The 20,428-nt window shown below is 63.9% G+C and carries 18 protein-coding genes; 15 read left to right on the top strand and 3 right to left on the bottom strand.

Annotated features, from left to right (window positions below):
• The first annotated feature begins 29 nt into the window (after positions 1 to 29).
• Genes nuoG through QMG84_RS11930 form a run of 10 tightly spaced genes read left to right on the top strand, consistent with a single transcriptional unit; the run spans position 30 to position 12,094 of the window.
• The gene (gene nuoG / locus QMG84_RS11975; protein ID WP_281928112.1) at positions 30 to 2,087 is read left to right on the top strand and encodes an NADH-quinone oxidoreductase subunit NuoG; all 2,058 of its coding nucleotides are present in this window, start codon (positions 30 to 32) and stop codon (positions 2,085 to 2,087) included.
• 22 nt (positions 2,088 to 2,109) lie between these two features.
• Positions 2,110 to 3,144 (top strand): NADH-quinone oxidoreductase subunit NuoH, encoded by a 1,035-nt coding sequence (gene nuoH, locus QMG84_RS11970; protein WP_202073553.1) that lies wholly within the window; start codon positions 2,110 to 2,112, stop codon positions 3,142 to 3,144.
• 3 nt (positions 3,145 to 3,147) lie between these two features.
• Entirely contained in the window at positions 3,148 to 3,636 is a 489-nt protein-coding gene (gene nuoI, locus QMG84_RS11965) for an NADH-quinone oxidoreductase subunit NuoI (protein ID WP_165049116.1), read from the top strand.
• Positions 3,637 to 3,684: 48 nt separating this feature from the next.
• The gene (locus tag QMG84_RS11960; protein WP_202073398.1) at positions 3,685 to 4,287 is read left to right on the top strand and encodes an NADH-quinone oxidoreductase subunit J; all 603 of its coding nucleotides are present in this window, start codon (positions 3,685 to 3,687) and stop codon (positions 4,285 to 4,287) included.
• A gap of 12 nt (positions 4,288 to 4,299) precedes the next feature.
• A complete protein-coding gene (nuoK, locus tag QMG84_RS11955; RefSeq protein ID WP_036287502.1) occupies positions 4,300 to 4,608 on the top strand; it encodes an NADH-quinone oxidoreductase subunit NuoK in 309 nt (102 codons plus the stop codon).
• 9 nt (positions 4,609 to 4,617) lie between these two features.
• Positions 4,618 to 6,681, top strand: a complete 2,064-nt coding sequence (gene nuoL, locus QMG84_RS11950; protein WP_281928108.1) for an NADH-quinone oxidoreductase subunit L — start codon at positions 4,618 to 4,620, stop codon at positions 6,679 to 6,681.
• The gene (locus tag QMG84_RS11945) at positions 6,681 to 8,189 is read left to right on the top strand and encodes an NADH-quinone oxidoreductase subunit M (protein WP_281928107.1); all 1,509 of its coding nucleotides are present in this window, start codon (positions 6,681 to 6,683) and stop codon (positions 8,187 to 8,189) included. Before nuoL ends, QMG84_RS11945 begins: the two co-directional genes overlap by 1 nt.
• A 12-nt stretch (positions 8,190 to 8,201) precedes the next feature.
• Entirely contained in the window at positions 8,202 to 9,638 is a 1,437-nt protein-coding gene (nuoN, locus tag QMG84_RS11940; protein ID WP_281928106.1) for an NADH-quinone oxidoreductase subunit NuoN, read from the top strand.
• Positions 9,639 to 9,698: 60 nt separating this feature from the next.
• Positions 9,699 to 10,424 carry a biotin--[acetyl-CoA-carboxylase] ligase gene (locus QMG84_RS11935; protein WP_281928105.1) on the top strand — a complete coding sequence of 242 codons (726 nt, stop codon included), beginning with the start codon at positions 9,699 to 9,701 and terminating at the stop codon, positions 10,422 to 10,424.
• Positions 10,421 to 12,094, top strand: coding sequence for a ribonuclease J (locus QMG84_RS11930; protein ID WP_281928104.1), 1,674 nt, complete (start codon positions 10,421 to 10,423; stop codon positions 12,092 to 12,094). The genes QMG84_RS11935 and QMG84_RS11930 overlap by 4 nt, the downstream gene beginning before the upstream one ends.
• Before the next feature lie 101 nt (positions 12,095 to 12,195).
• Here QMG84_RS11930 and QMG84_RS11925 read toward each other — a convergent pair whose 3' ends face one another.
• Positions 12,196 to 13,293: a metallophosphoesterase family protein gene (locus QMG84_RS11925; RefSeq protein ID WP_281928103.1), complete on the bottom strand. Its 1,098-nt coding sequence runs from the start codon at positions 13,291 to 13,293 to the stop codon at positions 12,196 to 12,198.
• A gap of 187 nt (positions 13,294 to 13,480) precedes the next feature.
• Here QMG84_RS11925 and QMG84_RS11920 point away from each other — a divergent pair, with 187 nt between their 5' ends.
• The 4 genes from QMG84_RS11920 (at position 13,481) to QMG84_RS11905 (ending at position 16,553) form a co-directional block, all read left to right on the top strand.
• The gene (locus tag QMG84_RS11920; protein ID WP_281928102.1) at positions 13,481 to 14,308 is read left to right on the top strand and encodes a carbohydrate kinase family protein; all 828 of its coding nucleotides are present in this window, start codon (positions 13,481 to 13,483) and stop codon (positions 14,306 to 14,308) included.
• A gap of 28 nt (positions 14,309 to 14,336) precedes the next feature.
• Entirely contained in the window at positions 14,337 to 15,578 is a 1,242-nt protein-coding gene (locus QMG84_RS11915; RefSeq protein ID WP_281928101.1) for a DNA cytosine methyltransferase, read from the top strand.
• Between the two features lie 123 nt (positions 15,579 to 15,701).
• The gene (locus QMG84_RS11910; RefSeq protein ID WP_281928099.1) at positions 15,702 to 16,121 is read left to right on the top strand and encodes a very short patch repair endonuclease; all 420 of its coding nucleotides are present in this window, start codon (positions 15,702 to 15,704) and stop codon (positions 16,119 to 16,121) included.
• Between the two features lie 120 nt (positions 16,122 to 16,241).
• Complete coding sequence (locus tag QMG84_RS11905) at positions 16,242 to 16,553, top strand: hypothetical protein (RefSeq protein WP_281928097.1); 312 nt, start codon at positions 16,242 to 16,244, stop codon at positions 16,551 to 16,553.
• A 128-nt stretch (positions 16,554 to 16,681) separates the two neighbouring features.
• Here QMG84_RS11905 and efp read toward each other — a convergent pair whose 3' ends face one another.
• Entirely contained in the window at positions 16,682 to 17,251 is a 570-nt protein-coding gene (gene efp, locus QMG84_RS11900) for an elongation factor P (RefSeq protein WP_202073551.1), read from the bottom strand.
• A 146-nt stretch (positions 17,252 to 17,397) separates the two neighbouring features.
• Here efp and epmA point away from each other — a divergent pair, with 146 nt between their 5' ends.
• The gene (gene epmA, locus QMG84_RS11895) at positions 17,398 to 18,438 is read left to right on the top strand and encodes an EF-P lysine aminoacylase EpmA (protein WP_281928095.1); all 1,041 of its coding nucleotides are present in this window, start codon (positions 17,398 to 17,400) and stop codon (positions 18,436 to 18,438) included.
• Positions 18,439 to 18,703: 265 nt separating this feature from the next.
• Here the strand turns inward: epmA and QMG84_RS11890 are convergent, their stop codons facing one another.
• A complete protein-coding gene (locus QMG84_RS11890) occupies positions 18,704 to 20,284 on the bottom strand; it encodes a hypothetical protein (RefSeq protein ID WP_281928093.1) in 1,581 nt (526 codons plus the stop codon).
• Positions 20,285 to 20,428 lie beyond the last annotated feature (144 nt).

Here is a 20,428-nt window from a genome sequence, read left to right as displayed (position 1 = left end):
AAGCGCGTTACGACTTCGGAGAGAGCGAAGTGACAAAGATTCTCGTCGATGGCGTCGAGGTGGACGTTCCGGGAGAGTTCACGCTTCTCCAGGCGTGCGAGGAGGCGGGCGCCGAGGTGCCGCGCTTCTGTTATCACGAGCGCCTGTCGATCGCCGGCAATTGCCGCATGTGCCTCGTCGAGGTGAAGGGCGGTCCGCCCAAGCCGCAGGCGTCCTGCGCCATGTCGGTCAAGGATCTGCGTCCCGGCCCGAACGGCGCCCCGCCGGAAGTCTTCACCAAATCTCCGATGGTGAAGAAGGCGCGCGAAGGCGTGATGGAGTTCCTGCTCGTGAACCATCCGCTCGACTGCCCGATCTGCGATCAGGGCGGCGAATGCGACCTGCAGGACCAGGCGCTCGCCTTCGGCGGCGACAGTTCGCGGTATCACGAGAACAAGCGCGCGGTTGAGGACAAATATATCGGCGTCCTCGTCAAGACCGAGATGAATCGCTGCATCCACTGCACGCGCTGCGTCCGCTTCACGGCGGAAGTCGCGGGCACGGGCGACATGGGCGCCATCGGCCGCGGCGAGGATATGGAGATCACCACCTATCTCGAAGGCGCGATGACCTCGGAGCTGCAGGGTAATGTCGCCGACCTCTGCCCGGTCGGCGCGCTGCTGCCGAAGCCCCAAAGCTTCCGCGCCCGTCCGTGGGAATATCAGAAGACCGAGACGATCGACGTCATGGATGCGCTGGGTTCGGCGATCCGCGTCGACTCGCGCGGCCGCGAGGTCATCCGCATCCTGCCGCGCGTCAATGACGCGGTGAATGAGGAGTGGATCTCCGACAAGACCCGCCAGATCGTCGACGGCCTCAAGACGCAGCGCCTCGATCGCCCCTATGTGCGCGAGAATGGCCGGCTGCGTCCTGCGGGCTGGAAGGAAGCCTTCGAGCTGATCTCCGCCAAGCGCAAGGCGAGCGCGCCGGGCCGCACTGGCGCAATCGTGGGCGACCTTGCCGCCGCCGAAGAGATTTTCGCGCTGAAACTGCTGATGCAGCAGCTCGGCTCGCCGAACTTCGACTGCCGCCAGGACGGCGCCAAGCTCGATCCGAAATTCGGCCGCGGGTCCTACATCTTCAATGCGACGATCGCCGGCATCGATCAGGCGGACGCGATCCTCATCGTGGGCTCCAACCCGCGCAAGGAATCGCCGGTTCTCAACGCCCGCATCCGCAAGCGCTGGCTGAAGGGCGATCTCAAGATCTCGGTGGTCGGCGAGAAGGCCGATCTCACCTACGACTACGACTATATCGGCGCTGGCCCGGATTCGCTGCTGCGCTTCATCCAGGAGGCGAAGCCGGTCGGCAAGCTTCTGGTGATCGTGGGGCAGGGCGCTCTGTCGCGTCCCGACGGCGACGCCATCCTCGCGCTCTCGGCCCAGGCGGCGCAGAAGCTCAGCAACGCGGAAGGCTGGAACGGTTTTTCGGTGCTGCATACGGCGGCCTCGCGCGTCGGCGCGCTCGACCTCGGCTTCACGCCGGCTCAGGGCGGCCTCGATGTGCAGGCGATGGCCAAGGCCGGCGCGATGGACCTACTGTTCCTGCTTGGCGCCGATGAAATCGCGGTCGAGCCGGGCGCCTTCGTCGTCTATATCGGCACGCATGGCGATCGCGGGGCGCATCGCGCCGACGTCATCCTGCCGGGCGCCGCCTATACGGAGAAATCCGGTCTCTATGCGAACACAGAGGGCCGCGTGCAGCTTGCCTCGCGCGTCGTCTTCCCGCCGGGCGAGGCCCGTGAGGATTGGGCGGTCCTTCGCGCACTCTCGGCGGTGGTCGGGCATGCGCTGCCCTTCGACTCGCTGGCGCAGCTACGCAAGAAGCTCGTCGAGGCGCATCCGCATTTCGCCCGCATCGACCAGATCGAGGCCAGCAATTCGGGCGATGTCGTCAAGCTCGCCGGCCATGCGGCCGTCGCGATGAAGGACGCCTTCGTCCCGGCGATCGGCGATTTCTACCTCACCAATCCGATCGCGCGCGCCTCGGCGGTCATGGCGGATTGTTCGGCTCTCGCGCAGGGCCGGCAGGCCCAAGCGGCGGAATAGGAGCGAAGACGTGAGCGATTGGATGAACGCCATCACTGCCTATCTCGCCGAGAGCCCGGTTCTGCTCGCGCTCATCAAGAGCGTGCTTATCGCCGTCGTGCTCTTGATCTATGTCGCCTACGTCATTCTCGCCGACCGCAAGATCTGGGCGGCGGTGCAGTTGCGTCGCGGCCCGAATGTCGTCGGTCCCTGGGGCCTGCTGCAAAGCTTCGCGGATTTCATCAAATTCGCGCTCAAGGAGCCGGTGATCCCGGATACGGCGAACAAGGGCGTCTTTTTGTTCGCGCCGTTTATCATGGCGACGCTGTCCATCGCCGCCTGGGCGGTTATCCCTGTGTCGGATGGCGGCTGGGTCGTCGGCGACATCAATGTCGGCATCCTCTACATCTTCGCGCTGTCGTCGCTCGGCGTCTATGGCGTGATCATGGGCGGCTGGGCGTCGAACTCGAAATATCCCTTCCTGTCGGCGCTGCGCTCCGCCGCGCAGATGGTGTCCTACGAAGTCTCGATCGGCTTCGTCATCATCACCGTGCTGCTCTGCGCCGGCTCGCTGAACCTCACCGACATCGTCCGCGCGCAGGACACGTCCTACGGCATGGCCGGCTGGTATTGGCTGCGCCTGTTCCCGATGTTCATTATCTTCTTCGTCTCGGCGCTGGCCGAGACGAACCGCCCGCCTTTCGATCTCGTCGAAGCCGAGTCGGAGCTCGTCGCGGGCTTTATGATCGAATATTCGGCGACGCCCTACGTGCTGTTCATGCTCGCCGAATATGTGGCGATCGTGACCATGTGCGCGCTGCTGACGATCCTCTTCTTCGGAGGCTGGCTGCCGCCGGTGAACATCGCGCCTTTCACCCTCGTGCCGGGCGTGATCTGGTTCATTCTGAAGGTCAGCTTCTTCTTCTTCTTCTTCGCCATGGTGAAGGCTTTCGTGCCGCGCTACCGGTACGATCAGCTCATGCGTCTCGGTTGGAAAGTATTCCTGCCGATCTCGCTCGTCATGGTCATCGTCGTCGCTGCGGCCCTTCAATTCGGCCCCGGCCTGATCGCGAGCTAAGTCATGAGACTGGACACAGCCGCAAAGTCGCTCTTCCTCTCCGAGTTCGTCGGCGCCTTCCTGCTGTCGATGCGCTACTTCTTCAAGCCGAAGGCGACCATCAACTATCCGCATGAGCGCAACCCGATTTCGCCACGCTTCCGCGGCGAGCACGCGCTGCGACGCTACCCCAATGGCGAAGAGCGCTGCATCGCCTGCAAGCTCTGCGAGGCGATCTGCCCCGCCCAGGCCATCACCATCGAGGCCGGTCCGCGCCGCAACGACGGCACCCGCCGCACGACGCGCTACGACATCGACATGGTGAAGTGCATCTATTGCGGCTTCTGCCAGGAAGCCTGCCCGGTCGACGCCATCGTCGAGGGGCCGAACCAGGAATTCGCGACCGAGACGCGCGAGGAGCTCTACTACACCAAGGAGCGCCTGCTCGAGAACGGCGCCCGTTGGGAACGCGAGCTCGCGCGCAACATCGCGCTGGACGCGCCCTACCGGTAAGGAACGATACGAGCCGCCTCGCGCGGCTCATGATGAGAGGATGAGGCCGTGGCGGCTGTATTTTTCTACCTCTTCGCGACGATCATGATCGCGTCGGCCTGCGTGGTGATCTTCGCCCGCAATCCGGTGATTTCGGTGCTGTTCCTGATCCTCGCCTTCTGCAATGGCGCGGGACTCTTCCTGCTGGCGGGCGCCGAATTCCTCGCGATGCTGCTGATCGTGGTCTATGTCGGCGCGGTGGCGGTGCTCTTCCTCTTCGTCGTCATGATGCTCGATGTCGACTTCGCGGAGTTGAAGCAGGGCTTCTCGAAATATCTGCCAGTCGGCGCGGCTGTCGGCGTCGTCGTGCTCGCCGAGCTTGGCATGGTCGCCGTGGGCTGGCAGCCGTCCAGCGCTTCGAAAAATCTCCTCGAGACGCCGATCGCCGCCAATGTCTCGAACACCGCCGCGCTGGGGCAGGTGCTCTACACGAAATATGTGATCTTCTTCCAGGCGTCTGCGCTGGTGCTGCTCACGGCCATGATCGGCGCGATCGTTCTCACGCTGCATCACAAGCCCAACGTCAAGCGGCAGAACATCGCGGCGCAGAACGCGCGCAACGCCAAGAATGTTATCGAAGTCAAGAAGGTTCCGTTCCGGACGGGCGTCTAACGAGGAAAGACCATGACCATCGGCCTGACACACTACCTCGTCGTCGCCGCGATCCTGTTCACGCTCGGCGTCGCGGGCATCATTCTCAACCGCAAGAACATCATCGTCATTCTGATGTCGGTGGAGCTGATCCTCTTGTCGGTGAATCTGAATTTCGTGGCCTTCTCGCAGTCGCTCGGCGACCTCGTCGGCCAGGTGTTCGCGCTCTTCGTGCTCACCGTGGCGGCGGCGGAGGCCGCGATCGGCCTCGCGATCCTTGTCGCCTTCTATCGCAACCGCGGCACCATCGCGGTCGAAGACATCAATTCCTTGAAGGGCTGATCTAGAGCGATGATCCAAGCAATCGTCTTCCTGCCGCTGCTCGGCTTTCTGATCGCTGGCGTCTTCGGGCGCAAGATCGGGCCGCGCCCTTCAGAGCTCGTCACGACGGGCTTGCTATTCGCTTCCGCGGCCATGTCGTGGATCACCTTCGTCGACGTCGCTCTCGGCCATAACCACGGCTTCACGCCGGTGCTCGCCAATTGGATGACGGTCGGGGCGCTGAAGGTCGATTGGGCGCTGCGCGTCGATACGCTGACGGCGGTGATGCTCGTCGTCGTGACCACCGTGTCGAGCCTCGTGCACCTCTACTCCATCGGCTATATGCACGAGGATCCGTCGCGTCCGCGTTTCTTCGCCTATCTGTCGCTCTTCACCTTCGCGATGTTGACGCTGGTGACGGCCGACAACCTCGTGCAGATGTTCTTCGGCTGGGAGGGCGTGGGTCTCGCCTCCTATCTGCTGATCGGCTTCTGGTACGAGAAGCCCTCGGCCTGCGCAGCCGCCATCAAGGCCTTCGTGGTCAACCGCGTCGGCGATTTCGGCTTTGCGCTCGGCATCTTCCTTATCTTCCAGCTCACACAGTCGCTGACCTTCAACGAGGTCTTCGCCGCCGTGCCCGGCCTCGCGGGCAAGCCGATCCATGTTTTCGGCATGGACGTCGATGCGCTGACGATCGCCGCCTTCCTTCTCTTCATCGGCGCGATGGGCAAGTCGGCGCAGTTCTTCCTGCACACCTGGTTGCCGGACGCCATGGAAGGCCCGACGCCGGTCTCGGCGCTCATTCACGCCGCCACCATGGTCACCGCCGGCGTGTTCATGGTCGCCCGCCTGTCGCCGATCTTCGAGCATGCGCCGGCCGCCCTCGCGTTCGTGACGGTCATCGGCGCCGTCACCGCCTTCTTCGCCGCGACGGTCGGTCTCGTGCAGAACGATATCAAGCGCGTCATCGCTTATTCGACCTGTTCGCAGCTCGGCTATATGTTCGTCGCCGAGGGCGTCGGCGCCTATTCGCTCGGCGTTTTCCACCTCTTCACGCACGCCTTCTTCAAGGCGCTGCTCTTCTTGGGCGCCGGCTCGGTCATCCATGCGATGCATCACGAGCAGGACATGCGCAACATGGGCGGGCTGCGGAAGGACATTCCCTTCACCTTCGCCATGATGACCATCGGCACGCTGGCGCTGACGGGCTTCCCCCTCACCGCGGGCTACTTCTCCAAGGACGGCATCATCGAGGCGGCCTTCGCGGCGAGCGGCCACAGCACGGCTGCGATGCTCGGCTTTGTCTCGACGGTGGTTGCGGCGGGTCTGACCTCCTTCTACTCCTGGCGCCTGGTGTTCATGACCTTCTTCGGTCATCGCGCGGGGCATGAGGTTCCGCATAATCACACGCATGATGAGCCGACCGCCGCCGATCTCGCGCACGCCGCTGCGCTCAACGATCACGGTCATGCGCATGCCCACGATGATCACGCGCATGGCCACGACGATCACGGACATGGTCATCATGCGCCGCACGAGTCGCCGATCGTCATGCTGATCCCGCTTGCGGTTCTCGCCGTCGGGGCCATTGGCGCGGGCTACATCTTCGAGCCCTATTTCGCCGGCCATGCTTACGGCGAATTCTGGAAGGGCGCGCTCTTCACGAGCGAGCACAATGAGGTGCTGCACGAGATGCACAGCATCCCCGCCTGGGCCGGCTATTCGCCGACGGCAATGATGGTGCTCGGCTTCCTCGTGGCGCTCTACGTCTATGTGCTGAAGCCCGGCACCGCGCAGCAACTGGCCAGCGCTTTCCCGCGCCTCTACCAGTTCCTGCTCAACAAGTGGTATTTCGACGAGCTCTATGACGCCATCTTTGTAAAGCCGGCCTTTGTGATCGGCCGTCTGTTCTGGAAGGGCGGCGACGGCGCCATCATCGACGGGCTCGGGCCCGACGGCGTGGCCGCGCGCGTCGCCGACGGCGCCAAGATCGCCGTCCGTCTGCAGACCGGCTTCATCTACAACTACGCCTTCGCCATGCTCATCGGCGTCGCCGCTATCGTCACTTATTTCGTCGCCGGAGGGCTGCGCTGATGTTCGGGTTCGGCATTCTTACCGGCCTTACGTTTCTACCGCTCGCGGGCGCAGCCTTTCTGCTGACGCAAAAGGGCGACGACGAGGCGAGCCTGCGCAACATCCGCTGGGCGACGCTGCTGACGACGCTCGTCACTTTCGCCCTGTCGCTCTACGTCTGGGCGGGCTTCGACACCTCGAACCCGGGCTTTCAGTTCGTCGAGGAAAAGAACTGGTTCGGCTCGGGGCTGATCTATAAGCTCGGCGTCGACGGCATTTCGATGCCGCTCGTCCTGCTCACCACCTTCATCATGCCCTTCTCGATCCTGGCTTCCTTCGAGTCGGTCACGAAGCGGGTGCGGGAATATATGCTTGCCTTCCTCGTGCTCGAGACGCTGATGATCGGCGTCTTCTGCGCGCTGGACCTCGTCCTCTTTTATCTCTTCTTCGAGGGCGGCCTCATTCCGATGTTCCTCATCATCGGCATTTGGGGCGGCAAGCGGCGCGTCTACGCGAGCTTCAAATTCTTCCTCTACACGCTCGCCGGTTCGCTGCTGATGCTGGTCGCGATCCTCGCGATGTATAATCACGCGCATACGACCGACATCACGGTTCTGCTGAAGACCGATTTCCCGAAGGACATGCAGACCTGGCTGTGGCTGGCCTTCTTCGCCTCCTTTGCGGTGAAGATGCCGATGTGGCCGGTTCATACCTGGCTGCCCGACGCCCACGTCGAGGCGCCAACGGCGGGTTCGGTCATTCTGGCGGCGATCCTGCTGAAGATGGGCGGCTACGGCTTCATCCGCTTCTCTCTGCCGATGTTCCCCGACGCTTCGGTCTATTTCGCGCCGCTCATCTACGCGATGTCGATCATCGCCATCATCTACACCTCGCTCGTCGCGCTGGTGCAGGAGGACATCAAAAAGCTCATCGCTTATTCCTCCGTCGCCCACATGGGCTATGTGACGATGGGCCTCTTCACGCTGAATCCGCAGGGCGTGCAGGGCGCGATGTTCCAGATGATCTCGCACGGCCTGGTCGCGGGCGCGCTCTTCCTCTGCGTTGGCGTCATCTACGATCGCATGCATACCCGCGAGATCGCAGCCTATGGCGGCATCGTGAACCGCATGCCGGTTTACGCCTTCGTGTTCATGCTGTTCACCATGGCCAATGTCGGCCTGCCGGGCACGACGGGCTTCATCGGCGAATTCCTGACGCTCGCTGGCGCCTTCAAGGCCAATAGCTGGGTGGCGCTCTTCGCGGCGACCGGCGTGATCTTCTCGGCGGCCTATGCGCTCTATCTCTACCGCCGGGTGGTCTTCGGCGCGCTGGAGAAAGCAAGCCTGAAAGACCTCGTCGACCTATCGCCGCGCGAGATGCTGATCTTTGCGCCGCTGGTCGTTCTGACGATCTATTACGGCGTGCTGCCGGGGCAGATCCTCGCCTCGACGCAGGCCTCGGTCGATCATCTCATCCAATCCCATACGGCGCTGCTCGACGCGGTGAAGCTCGCCGCCGCCGGCCACTGACGGACTGTTCATATGCCCTTCTTCGCAGAACTCACGCATCACTTCCTTCCCGAGGTCATTCTGGCCGTCGGCGTGATGCTGTTGATCCTGATCGGCGCCTTTCGCGGCGAGAAGGGTTTCAGCCTCGTCGACGAGATGGCCGTCGGCATCCTCGGCCTCGCCGTTGTCGTCATCCTATTGTCGAGCAAACAGGTGGACGTGACCGTCTTCGACGGCGCCTTCATCGACGACGCCTTCTCGCGCTTTCTGAAGGTCCTCACGCTCGTCGGCGCCATGGCGTCGATCCTGCTGTCGGTCGACTGGCTGCAGCGCAATGGGCTCGAGAAATTCGAATATCCCGTCCTCGTCATGCTCTCCACGCTGGGCATGATGCTGCTGATCTCCGCCGACAATCTGATCGCGCTCTATCTCGGGCTCGAGCTGATGTCGCTGGCCCTTTACGTCATGGCCGCCTTTGCGCGCGACGACGGAAGGGCGTCGGAAGCGGGCCTCAAATATTTCGTGCTCGGCGCTTTGTCGTCCGGCATGATGCTCTACGGCTCGTCGCTGCTCTATGGCTTCTCCGGCACGGTGTCCTTCGCGGGCATCGCCCAGGCGGTCACCGAGCAGCCGCCGGTCGGCGTGATCTTCGGCCTCGTCTTCGTCCTGGCCGGCCTCGCCTTCAAGATTTCGGCCGCGCCTTTCCATATGTGGACGCCGGACGTCTATGAGGGCGCCCCGACGCCGGTCACGACCTTCTTCGCGTCTTCGGCCAAGATGGCGGCCTTCGCCATCACCGCCCGCTTTGTGATCACGGCCTTCCCGGCGATCACCACTCAGTGGCGTCAGATCATCATCTTTCTCGCCATCGCCTCGACGCTGCTCGGCTCCTTCGCCGCGATTGGCCAGAACAACATCAAGCGTCTGATGGCCTATTCCTCGATCGGCCACATGGGCTTCGCGCTGATCGGTCTTGCTGCGGGCAGTGAGGCTGGCGTCAAGGGCGTCATCGTGTATCTGTCGGTCTATCTCGTGATGACGCTTGGCTCCTTCGCCGCGATCCTCGCGATGCGGATCAACGGCCGGAACGTCGAGAATATCTCGGACCTGGCGGGTCTTTCGCGCACCAACGGCCTGATGGCGTTCTTCTTCGCGATGCTGATGTTCTCGCTCGCGGGCATCCCGCCGCTCGCCGGCTTCTTCGCCAAATATTACGTGTTCCTTGCGGCAGTCGATGCGGGTCTCTACCCGCTTGCCGTCACCGGCGTGCTGACCTCTGCGGTTGCCGCCTTCTACTATCTGCGCGTCGTCAAGGTCATGTATTTCGACGAGCCGGCCCCCGGCTTCGATCGTTCGCCGCTCGCCGTCCGCGCGGTGCTCGCGCTGTCGACGGTCGCCGTGCTCGGCTTCTGGGTCTATCCGGCGCCGATCATGGATGCGGCGACCGCCGCCGCAAAATCGCTGTTCTAAGAGGTCTTGCGCGTGCAGTTAGGACCAATTGCGCGCGCAAGAGGCGTCCGCCTTCTCTCATTGGACGAGATCGACTCGACCAATGACGAAGCGCGGCGGTTGATCGAGACAGGCGAACGCGGCCCGCTGTGGATCGTGGCCGCGCGCCAGACGAAGGGGCGCGGGCGCCTCGGGCGAGAGTGGATTTCTCGACCCGGTAATTTTTACGCGAGTTTCGTTTTTGGCGAGTTTTCCGAGGTTCGCGTTGCGCCGGAACTCGGTTTCGTTACCGGGGTGGCGGCAATGCGCGCTCTTCGCGCGTTAGCCGGGCAGGGCGCTTTCCAGCTCAAATGGCCGAATGATCTGCTGCTCGAAGGCGCGAAGCTCGGCGGCATCCTCCTCGAATGCATGAACGCGTCGACGGCGCCGGTCGCAATCATCGGCGTCGGCGTCAATCTTGTAGATGCGCCCAAAGATACGCCTTATCCGGCGCGCGCGCTCTGCGAGGCGCTTTCAGCCCCCTCGCGGGAGGCGTTCTTTGCGCATTTTTCTGACGCTATGGCGGAGGCGCTCGAACTCTGGAACGGCGGCGCAGGCTTTGCGCAGATCCGGCAGGAATGGCTGGCTTCCGCGGCCGGGCTTGGACAGGACATAACCGTCGTGCTGAGCCATGAAAAGCTCGAAGGGCGTTTCGAGACCATCGACGCCTCCGGGCGGCTGGTTCTCGAAACGACGGACAGCCGACGCACCATTGAAGCAGGCGACGTGCTCATTGGCCCGCGCGCAACCGGAGGGGCGCTGGCATGACAAGCACGCCGAACACAGATCTCGTCTTCGTTCCATTTGGCGGCGTCGGCGAGATCGGTATGAATCTTGCGCTTTACGGCTATGGCCCGCCGCGCGCGCGCAAATGGCTGATGGTCGATTGCGGCCTGGGCTTTCCCGGCTCGGAGCTTCCGGGCATCGACGTCGTCTATCCCGACATCGCCTTCGTGGAGAAGATTGCCAAGGACGTCGTCGCGATCTGCATCACCCATGCGCATGAGGATCACATCGGCGCGTTGGTGACGCTCTGGCCGAAGCTTAAATGCAGGGTCTATGCGACGCCCTTCGCGGCCGGGCTGCTGGAAGTCAAGCGCCTCAACGAGCCCGGCGCGCCGAGCATCGACATTCGGCCCGTGCACGCGGGCGCCGTGCTCGATCTCGATCCCTTCACGGTCGAATATGTCGCCGTCGCCCATTCGATCCCGGAAGCCAATGCGCTTGCCATCACGACGCCGCTCGGCAGGGTGGTGCATACGGGCGATTGGAAGATCGATCCCGAGCCCGGCGTCGGCAATCGTATCGACGAAGCCCGGCTGCGGGCGCTCGGCGAGGAGGGCGTCGACGTCCTCATCTGCGACTCGACCAATATTCTGCGCGAGGGCGACAGCTTCTCCGAGAGCGACGTCGCGCGTGTGCTGCAGCCGCTCATCGCCGAGGCGAGCGGACGCGTGGTGATAACGACCTTCGCCTCCAATGTCGCGCGGCTGCGCGCCATTGCGGAGGCGGCGCAGGCCTGCGGCCGCACGGTGGTCGTCGCCGGACGCGCGATGGATCGCGTGGTTCAGGTTGCGCGCGACTGCGGTTATCTTGACGGGCTTCCGGGTTTCCATTCCCCGGAGATGCTACCCAATTTGCAGCGCGACAAGACCGTGGTCATCGCCACCGGCAGCCAGGGCGAACCCCGCGCGGCGATGATGCGCGCCTCGCAGAACGATCATCCCTCGATCAAGCTCGGTCCCGGCGATCGCGTCATCTTTTCCTCCCGAGCCATTCCGGGCAATGCGCGCGAGGTGCATCGCGTCATTAACAATCTTTGCAATCTCGGCGTCGAGGTGATCACGGATCATGATCATCTCGTGCATTGCTCCGGCCATCCGCGGCGCGGCGAGGTTGCGCAAATGTATGAGTGGGTGCGGCCGAAGAGCGCCGTCCCCGTGCATGGCGAGGCGCATCATCTCACGCAGCATGTGGCTTTCGCCAAGTCGCGCGGGGTCGAGCATGCGCTGTCGGCGCGCGACGGCGACATGGTGCAGCTCCTTCCCGGGCCGCCGACCATCGTCAACCGCCTGCCGCACGGCCGCCTGCTGAAAGACGGCGACGTCGTCCTCAGCGAGGAGGACGGGACCGTGCGCGAGCGTAACAAGCTCGCTTTCGCGGGCGTCGTGTCTGTGGCCCTCGCTGTCGACAAAAAAGGCGATCTCGTCGGCGATCCCGACGTCGTCTTCGCGGGCGTGCCGAAGAAGGGCAAGTTCGGCGAGGACATGGGCGAAGTCATCGACGAGGCGCTATTTGCGACTTTTGACGGCCTGCCGCGCGCCCGCCGTCGCGATCCCGATACGGTGTCTACGGCCATCGAACGCTCGCTGCGCGGGGCCATCTATTCGGTCTGGGGCAAGAAGCCCATCGTGCATGTGATGGTGGTGTCGGCTTAGCGACCATCTTCCGTCATTGCGAGGAGCAAAGCGACGAAGCAATCCAGAGCCCCGCGGCGGCTCTGGATTGCTTCACTTCGCTCGCAATGACGCGCTAGGCGTCAGGGGGCCGTCTTCATCCCGGCGCTTCGAACAGTCACCGAATCCCGCGGCTCTCTCGAAACCGCCGGCGGATCGTCGAAAGACACCGAGAAGTAATCCACAGTGAGGCAGTCCGATCCCGCCGTCACACGCACAAAGCCAGCGTTCATCACGTCGTAGCTTTCGAGCCGAACCGTCGGCAGCGCCGTCTGGAATGGTAGTCGCTCGATAACAAGGCCCCTCTGCATCTTGTGGAGCGAGCGGGAGGAATTCGCAAAGCCGCCATTGCCGGCGACGACATAGGGCAGCGCCTTCCCGGCAAAGTCGCGGGAGAATCGCTGATAGGAATGGACATGCCCCGAGAGAATGAGATCGGGCGTGCGGCCGCTGTCGCGAAAGGCCGCGTCCATCGCCGACATGATCTCCACATAGCCGCCATGCGTTTCGTCGAGGGAGAAACACGGGTGGTGCGCCGCGACGATAAGCCATTTATCGTCGGGCGCCGATCGCAATTGCTCGGTGAACCATTCCTGCTGTCGGCTCTCGCCGCGTCGGTCCAATTGCCCGTCGATGTTCGAATAGAGCCCGATCACATGCACGAAAGGCGCGTCGAGCCGCCAATAGCAATAGGGCTGCGTCATCGTCGAGCGGTGCTTGAAAAGCCGTCTTGGCGACGCGCTGCAAAAATTCTGCATAAAACCGAGGACCGCGGTTTCGCCCTCCAGCCCGCAGCGCGTCTCCGCTGTCGTCTCGCCATCGTGGTTTCCGGGGATCGCGAAAATGGGGGCGTCGTAATATTGGTAGGGCTCATAAAACTGCGCGACATATTGGCTGCTTTCGCCGCTCAGATAGACGACGTCGCCGAGGTGGAACAGAAATCGCGGCCGCTCCCCTCCTTGCGATTTGGCGATCTGCTCCTGCATCGCCGCCGCGACGGCGTTCTGCGTTTCGGCGCCATGGATGCCGCCGGTATCGCCCAGCGCGTGAAAGGCGAGCGCGCCCGCCTGTTCCGCCTCTTCGGTTACGCCGGGAAGAATTGTCTCCAATGACAGGCTGAAATCAGCTTCGGGCACAGGCGGCAGAGGGTGGAAGCGCGGGTCGTCGGGAAAATTCGTCACGGGGTGCCCAATCTCGGGCGCCGGTTTTGCGAAAGCTGAGCCCTTACCCTTTGCTTCCACGAGCCGAATCTCCACGCCAAGGCGACCACCGGAAGATGCGGCCCAAAGACGACGCCAGCGAGACATCGGGTGGCGTCGGCTGCTTGGGGGCTGTATCTCCCTCGACGAGATTTTAAAGAGGCGGAAGATGCGGGGATGCGTTTGTTGTCTGGGGAGCATCAATGTCGACGTCACCCTGCGGCTCGATCGTCTTCCCGATGAGCATGAGAAGATCATGGCTAAAGAGACTGCCGTCAGCGGCGGCGGCTCGGCGGCCAACACGGCCGTGTGGATTGCACGCCAGGGCGTGAGCGTGCGCATGCTCGGCTGGGTCGGAGACGATCCGCTCGGCGCGCTCGCGCTGCGCGAACTGCAACTCAATGGCGTCGACACGCAAGGCGTCAAAGCGCTCGCCGCGCCGTCGCCGCTCGCCATTTGCCTGGCGACGCCGCAGGACAAGCGGATCATCACGAGCCCGATCATCGATGCGCCATGGACGCCTTATGACATCGGCGAACTCGGCCCGGACGTCGACTGGCTGCATACGACCGTCTGCGACGCCGCCTTTCTGCGGCAGGTCAGACGCGCCGGCGGAAGGCCGATCCTCTCGCTCGAACTGGACGGCCGTTACGATCCGGCTTTTGCTTTCGCGGCGGATTATCTCTTCACCAATTGCGACGAGCTGGCCCGTGTCCTCGAGACGAGCGATCCGATCGGCTTCCTCACCGAGCGGCATGGCGATAGCCCCGCGATCTGGTTCGTCACGCGCGGCGAGGAAGGCGCGACGGTCATCAGCGCAGGCCAGGTCGAGACGGTGACCGCGACGCCCGTCAAAGCCATCGACCGCACGGGCGGCGGCGACGCTTTCAACGCCGGCGTCATCGCCGCTTTGCGCACGGGCGCTGATCCCAAATCGGCCGCGGCGGCGGGGCTGAGGCTCGCCGCCCAGGCCATCAGCCGCCTCGGCGCTCGCTAGGCTCGGACGGACAAGGTAAGCTGCTCATATGACGCGCGAGTCGGGCACAAGCAGCAAGCCGAGCTACTATGAATTCTTCGCCGGCGGCGGCATGGCGCGCGCGGGGCTGGGCGCGGGCTGGACCTGCCTCTTCGCCAATGATTTCGACGCCAAGAAAGCCGAAAGCTACCGGCGCAATTGGGGCGGCGAGGAACTCTTTGTCGGCGACGTGGCGAAAGTGACGACCGCGCAACTGCCGGGCCGCGCCGATCTCGTCTGGGCCTCCTTTCCCTGCCAGGATTTGTCGCTCGCGGGCGCCGGCGCGGGGCTCGAGGGGAAGCGTTCGGGAACCTTCTGGTCCTTCTGGTCGCTGATGAAGGCGCTGCGCGCCGAGGGCCGGGCCCCGGCGACGATCGTTCTCGAAAATGTCTGCGGCGCGCTGACCTCGCATGGCGGCAAGGATTTCGAGTCGATCTGCAAGGCGCTGGCGGGCGAGGGCTATCGCTTCGGCGCGCTCGTGATCGACGCCGCGCTGTTTGTGCCGCAGTCGCGGCCGAGATTATTCATCGTCGCCGTGCGGGAGGATGTGGCGGTTTCGAGCGCCCTCGCAATCCGTCATTGCGAGGAGGCGAAACCGACGAAGCAATCCAGCAACCACGGCGCTGCGCTGGATTGCTTCGCTTCGCTCGCAATAACGGGGGAGCCGCCGTTTTTCACGCGCACATTGATCGCCGCCTTCGAGCGCCTGCCGCTTGCTCTGCAGGCCAAATGGCTCTGGTGGCGGCTGCCTGAACCACTGACGCGCAACGCCACATTGTCTCAGATTGTCGAGGACGCGCCGCTGGATGTGGCGTGGCGCAGCGAGGAAGAGACGCGGCGTTTGATCGACATGATGAGCGACGCCAATCTCGCAAAAGTGGAGGAGGCCAGACGCGCCGGCCGCAAAATGGTCGGCACGCTCTACCGCCGCACACGCTACGAGAACGGCGTAAAAATCCAGCGGGCCGAAGCGCGTTTCGATGATCTCGCCGGCTGTCTGCGCACGCCGGCCGGCGGCTCCAGTCGCCAGTTCGTGCTGGTTGTGGAGAAGGGCTTGGTGCGCTCGCGGCTGATGTCGGCGCGCGAAACAGCGCGGCTTATGGGCCTGCCGGATGATTATGTGCTGCCGCAGAAGTATAATGAGGCCTATCACTTGACGGGCGATGGCGTGGTCGCGCCGGTCGTCCGGCACATAGCGGCGCATCTCATCGAGCCGTTGCTGAATGCGGGCGTAATCAGGGAAGCGGCTTGACCCCCTCCCTGTCCCTCCCCCGCTTCGCGGGAGAGGGGACGCTCATGATCAGCCGCGCCGATGAAGGCCGGTAGCTGCTCCCTCTCCCGCGAAGCGGGGGAGGGTTGGGGAGGGGGCTCTCATATGAATGCAAAAGAATCCCCCGCCCAACGCTCCGCCATCATGCGCGCGGTCAAATCGCGCGACACAACTCCCGAGCTGAAAGTCCGCGCCTTGCTGCGAGGCTTCGCGCCGGGCTACCGCCTGCATCGCAAGGACGTCCCCGGCAATCCCGACATTGCTTATGTCGGCCGCAAGCAGGTGATCTTCGTTCATGGCTGTTTCTGGCACGGGCATGATTGCGCGCGCGGCGCCCGTATGCCGAAGGCCAACGCCGATTATTGGCGCGCGAAAATCGCGCGCAATGTCGCGCGCGACGCTGCGCATCAGGCGCGTCTGACGGCGCAGGGCTGGCGGGCGCTCATTGTGTGGGAATGCGAGCTCAAGGACAAAGCCGCGTTGGAGCAAAAGCTGCGGGCTTTTCTCTTCGGCGCCGAGACATGATCGCCTTCACCCGCGAATGCTCGAACTCTAGCGAATTTGTTGTGCGCATCTTCACGACCCGGTCGGAAAATGCGGGATTGCCAGTATACTCTTTGGGAAAACCAAGCGCAGGCAAACGACATGTTCATCGTATCCTCGACGCGGTTCGGCATCAGCCAGATCCCGACGGCCTATGCGCAGTTCTCGGCCGCGATCACGCGCGCGGCGGTCGCCAAAGGCGCGCCCACGGACCGCTCGCAGATTTACGAGGTCGCGGCGGCAAGCGCCGGCGAGGCGATTTCAGCCATGAATTTGGGGAAGGCCGTGTTCGTCGACGCCTTGGCGCAGGCCGCTCCTGTGGCGGCGGAGCGGCAGAGCGCAAACGCCGCCAAGGCGGAGATCATGGCGGCGATGACCTCGGCGCTGCTGGCGAAGAACGCCGAGCGGCCATAAAAGCCGCGCTCTCGAACGCTTGTCATTCCCGACGGGCCGAAGGCCCGATCGGGAAACCAAGGCAAAAACAGCCGGCTTGGCTCTGGATTCCCGATCGCTCGCTTCGCGAGCGTCGGGAATGACAGTTATCAGTCCTTCGCGCGCTCGACGTAGGTGCCGTCTTCCGTCTGGATGACGACGCGCGTGCCGGACTGGATGTGCGGCGGCACCATCACGCGGGCGCCGTTCGAAAGCTTGGCGGGCTTATAGGAGGAGGACGCCGTCTGGCCCTTCATCGCCGGCTCGGTTTCGACGATCTCGAGCGTCACGCGCTGCGGCAACTGGATCGCGACGCACAGGCCGTTGAACATGGAGAGGATGCACTGCATGCCTTCCTGCAGCCACTGCGCCTGATCGCCAATGACGTCGCCCGGCACGGCGATCTGCTCATAGCTCTCCTGATTCATGAAGTGATAGCCGTCGTCGTCATTGTAGAGGAAGCTGAAGTCCTGATCCTCGACGAAAGCGCGCTCGACCTGCTCGGTGGTCTTGTAACGGTCGGAAACCTTCACGCCATCGGAGAGGCGGCGCATATCGATCTGCGTCGTGGGCGTGCCCTTGCCGGGGAAAAAGCTTTCTGCGGTCAGCACGACATAGAGATTGCCGTCCTCACGCTCAATGATATTGCCCTTGCGAATCGAGCTGGCGATGACTTTCACAGGTTCGGTTCCTTCATTGCCGGCGCGCCGGCTCGCGTTCATTGCCGGCTTCGGCCGGGCTGGTCTATGAACGGGGTAAGACCATATTTCGCGCGCGTCGGCAAATCCGGCCGCCGGATCGGACCGTCCCCGTAATTGGAGTCCTCATGACGCGCGTTTCGCCCTGGTGGGCTCGGGATGTTTACGCCGATCGCAAGCCATTTCTCAAGGCGCGCGGCGCAATAACGGTCGCGACGCGGCGTTTTTTTGAAGGGGAGGGCTTTGCCGAAGTCGAAACCGCCGCGCTGCAGGTTTCCGGCGGCAATGAGACCCATCTGACCGCTTTTGGCACGCAGATGATCGGGCAGGACGGCGCGCGTTCGCAGCTCTATCTCCACACCTCTCCCGAATTCGCCTGCAAGAAGCTGCTGGCCGCGGGTGAGGAGCGGATTTTCACTCTGGCGCGGGTGTTCCGCAATCGCGAGCGCTCAGCGCTGCATCATCCCGAATTCACCATGCTCGAATGGTATCGCGCCGGCGAACCGACCTTGCGCATTTATGAAGACTGCGCCGGGCTGATGGCGGCGGCGGCGCGGGCGGCGGGGACGCGCGATTTCTCCTGGCGCGGCCGGGTCTGCGACCCCTTCGCGGAGCCGGAGATCGTCACGGTCTGCGAGGCCTTTGCGACCCACGCCAGCATCGATCTTGAAAAGCTGCTGGGGGATCGCGAGGGGTTGGCGAAGGCCGCCGCGCGAGACGGTATTCGCGTCGCCGAGGACGACACATGGTCGGACCTCTTCAGCAAGATTTTGTCCGAGAAGATCGAGGAGAAGCTCGGGAGCGAGCGGCCGACGATCCTGACCGACTATCCCGCCAGCGAGGCGGCCCTCGCTTGCACGCGCGCGGACGACCCGCGCTTCGCCGACCGTTTCGAGCTTTACGTCTGCGGGGTGGAGCTGGCGAATGGCTTCGCCGAGCTGACCGACCCGGCCGAGCAGCGAGCCCGCTTCGAAGCGCAGATGGCGGAGAAAGCGCGGATTTACGGCGAGCGCTATCCGATCGACGAGGATTTTCTAGAAGCGCTCGGCCACATGCCGCCGGCCTCGGGCGTGGCGCTCGGATTCGACCGCCTCGTGATGCTTGCAACGGGTGCGGAGAGAATAGAGCAGGTGCTGTGGACGCCTGTGGCGGCGCGCGGAAAGGCGTGACGCCCTCCTACGGACCGCGGGCCTTCAGGCCCGCACTTTTAAGCGCGCCGGAAGGCGCGCGCGTTTGTCGACAAACCTCCGAGGCGGCCTCGTCCTTCGAGACGCGAGCGTCGCTCGCTCCTCAGGATGAGGCCTAAGTGTTTGACGAAGTTGCAGAAGCTCCTCATGCTGAGGAGCCTGCGCAGCAGGCGTCTCGAAGCATGAGGGGCGTCATCGCCACTTTGTCAGAAGTCTGCGCGCCTGAAGGCGCGCGGTCCGGTTTTTCTCAAGAGGCCACGTAATTTTCGACCGTTTGCTCCGCGATGATCCGCATCAGCGGGATTTCGTCGAGCGGCGCGCCGGCGGCAAGGTCCCGGCCCACGACCGCCAGCGCGCGCCAGACCGGATCGACCGGATTCTCCGCATGCAGCGACAGAGCGGTGAGCGCGCATTGGCGCGCCCAAAAATCGCGCCGGCCCGGCAGATAGGATTTCAGAACGGCCTCGGCGCGGCGCTTCTTGCCTTTCACCTTCGCGAAGATGTCGTCGATGTCAGGCCCGGCCTCGAACCAGTCTTGCGTGTAGTCAGAGGCCGCTGCGAGGGCGTCCGCCGCAGCCAGGGCGTCCTGCTCGGCGCCGGTTGCTGGAAACTCCGAGAGCAGGCGATCGGCGATCTCGGCCGGCGTGCTCGACTCCGGCGCCAGCGGCGGGAAATCGAAAGCCTCGGCCGCATGGGCCAGCTCGAAAGGCGGCAGGGTTCCCGCCGCGAGATTTTCCGCCAGCGCCAGCGACAGAATCCGCAGCAGCAGCGGGAGTTCTACTTCCGACAGATGCGCCGCAAGCGACGCGCCGTGAAGCAGCAAATCCAGCTCGTGCTTGCTCATGGGGTCCGACACGATGACGTTGGCCACGCCCTTTTCGCTCAGCATGAAGAGCGCCGTCTGAAATTTGGCGCCTTCCTTCTTCGCCGCGACCAGCGTGCGCGCGCCTGTCGCGTCGCAGACCGAGGCGTAGCATTTGTGCAGCTTCACATTGGTCTTGGCGGCGCCGCCGATCTCGGGCGCGGTCTTCATCGCCGCATCGACCCACTCCTGCCGCTGCGGCGGGAGCCAAGGGCGCATGCGCGCGAGCAGCCGGTCCCGGCTCTTGTCTTGCGCCCTTGCGGCAAGATTGCCGAGCGCCGCTTGCGCCAGCGCGGCGTCGGGGTGGAGGGCGAAGCCCGCGATCGCACCCCCCATGATCGGTTGGCCGATAGACGCAATTTCGCTCAGGCAGCGCAGGGCGTCCTCCGAGGGGAAAAGCGCGAAAGTCTTGCGCAATTGCTCATGCGCGCCGAAAAGATCGAGGCCGGATTTCTCCACCAGCTCGGCGAGGCCGGCTCCCAGGGCCGTGACTGCGCCGACGGCCGGCTGGTCCTGCAATTTCGCGACGACCGCCTGTTTCAGCGACTCCGGCGCCTCCAGCTCCGCCTCGATCATGACTCGCCCGAGGAGCATCAGGTCGTCGACCGCCAGATCCTCCACCTCAACGGCGCCCTCGACAAGTTCGCAGATCTCCAGCAATTCGCGGCGGGCGGCGCGGTCTCCGCCATTTGCCTGGATGCGCACATCGACGAGGGCGTCGATGAGCGAATGCGAGAAATCCTCCCTTTCGACGTCGTCCATGTCCCCTTCGACGCAGGCGGAGATGAACTCGTCGAAAAGATCGGCTGCGTCCTCGGGGCCACGGGTAGCGCCGCCAGCCGCCTCGAGGAAAGCCGCGAGGTCCTCCGGGTTGACGCTGTTCAGCAGTTCCTGCAACTGCGCGGACTTGTCTGGCGCGCTTTCCTTGTTCTTGGGCGCGCCAGCGGCTTTCTTCTTGCGGCTCATCGGCTTTCTCCGTGGAAGCCCAATGTCACGCCGGCGGAAGGGCCCCGCAACCTTGCGGATGGCTTTTCCCCATCGAAGTAGAGGCGCCTCGCGGACCGCGGGCCTTCAGGCCCGCATTTTTGAGCGCGCCCGAAGGCGCGCGGT

It is taken from the genome of Methylocystis iwaonis (assembly GCF_027925385.1).
GTDB lineage: Bacteria > Pseudomonadota > Alphaproteobacteria > Rhizobiales > Beijerinckiaceae > Methylocystis > Methylocystis iwaonis.
The sequence above is the reverse complement of the archived record's forward strand: the minus strand, read 5'-3'. Positions and strand labels throughout refer to the sequence as shown.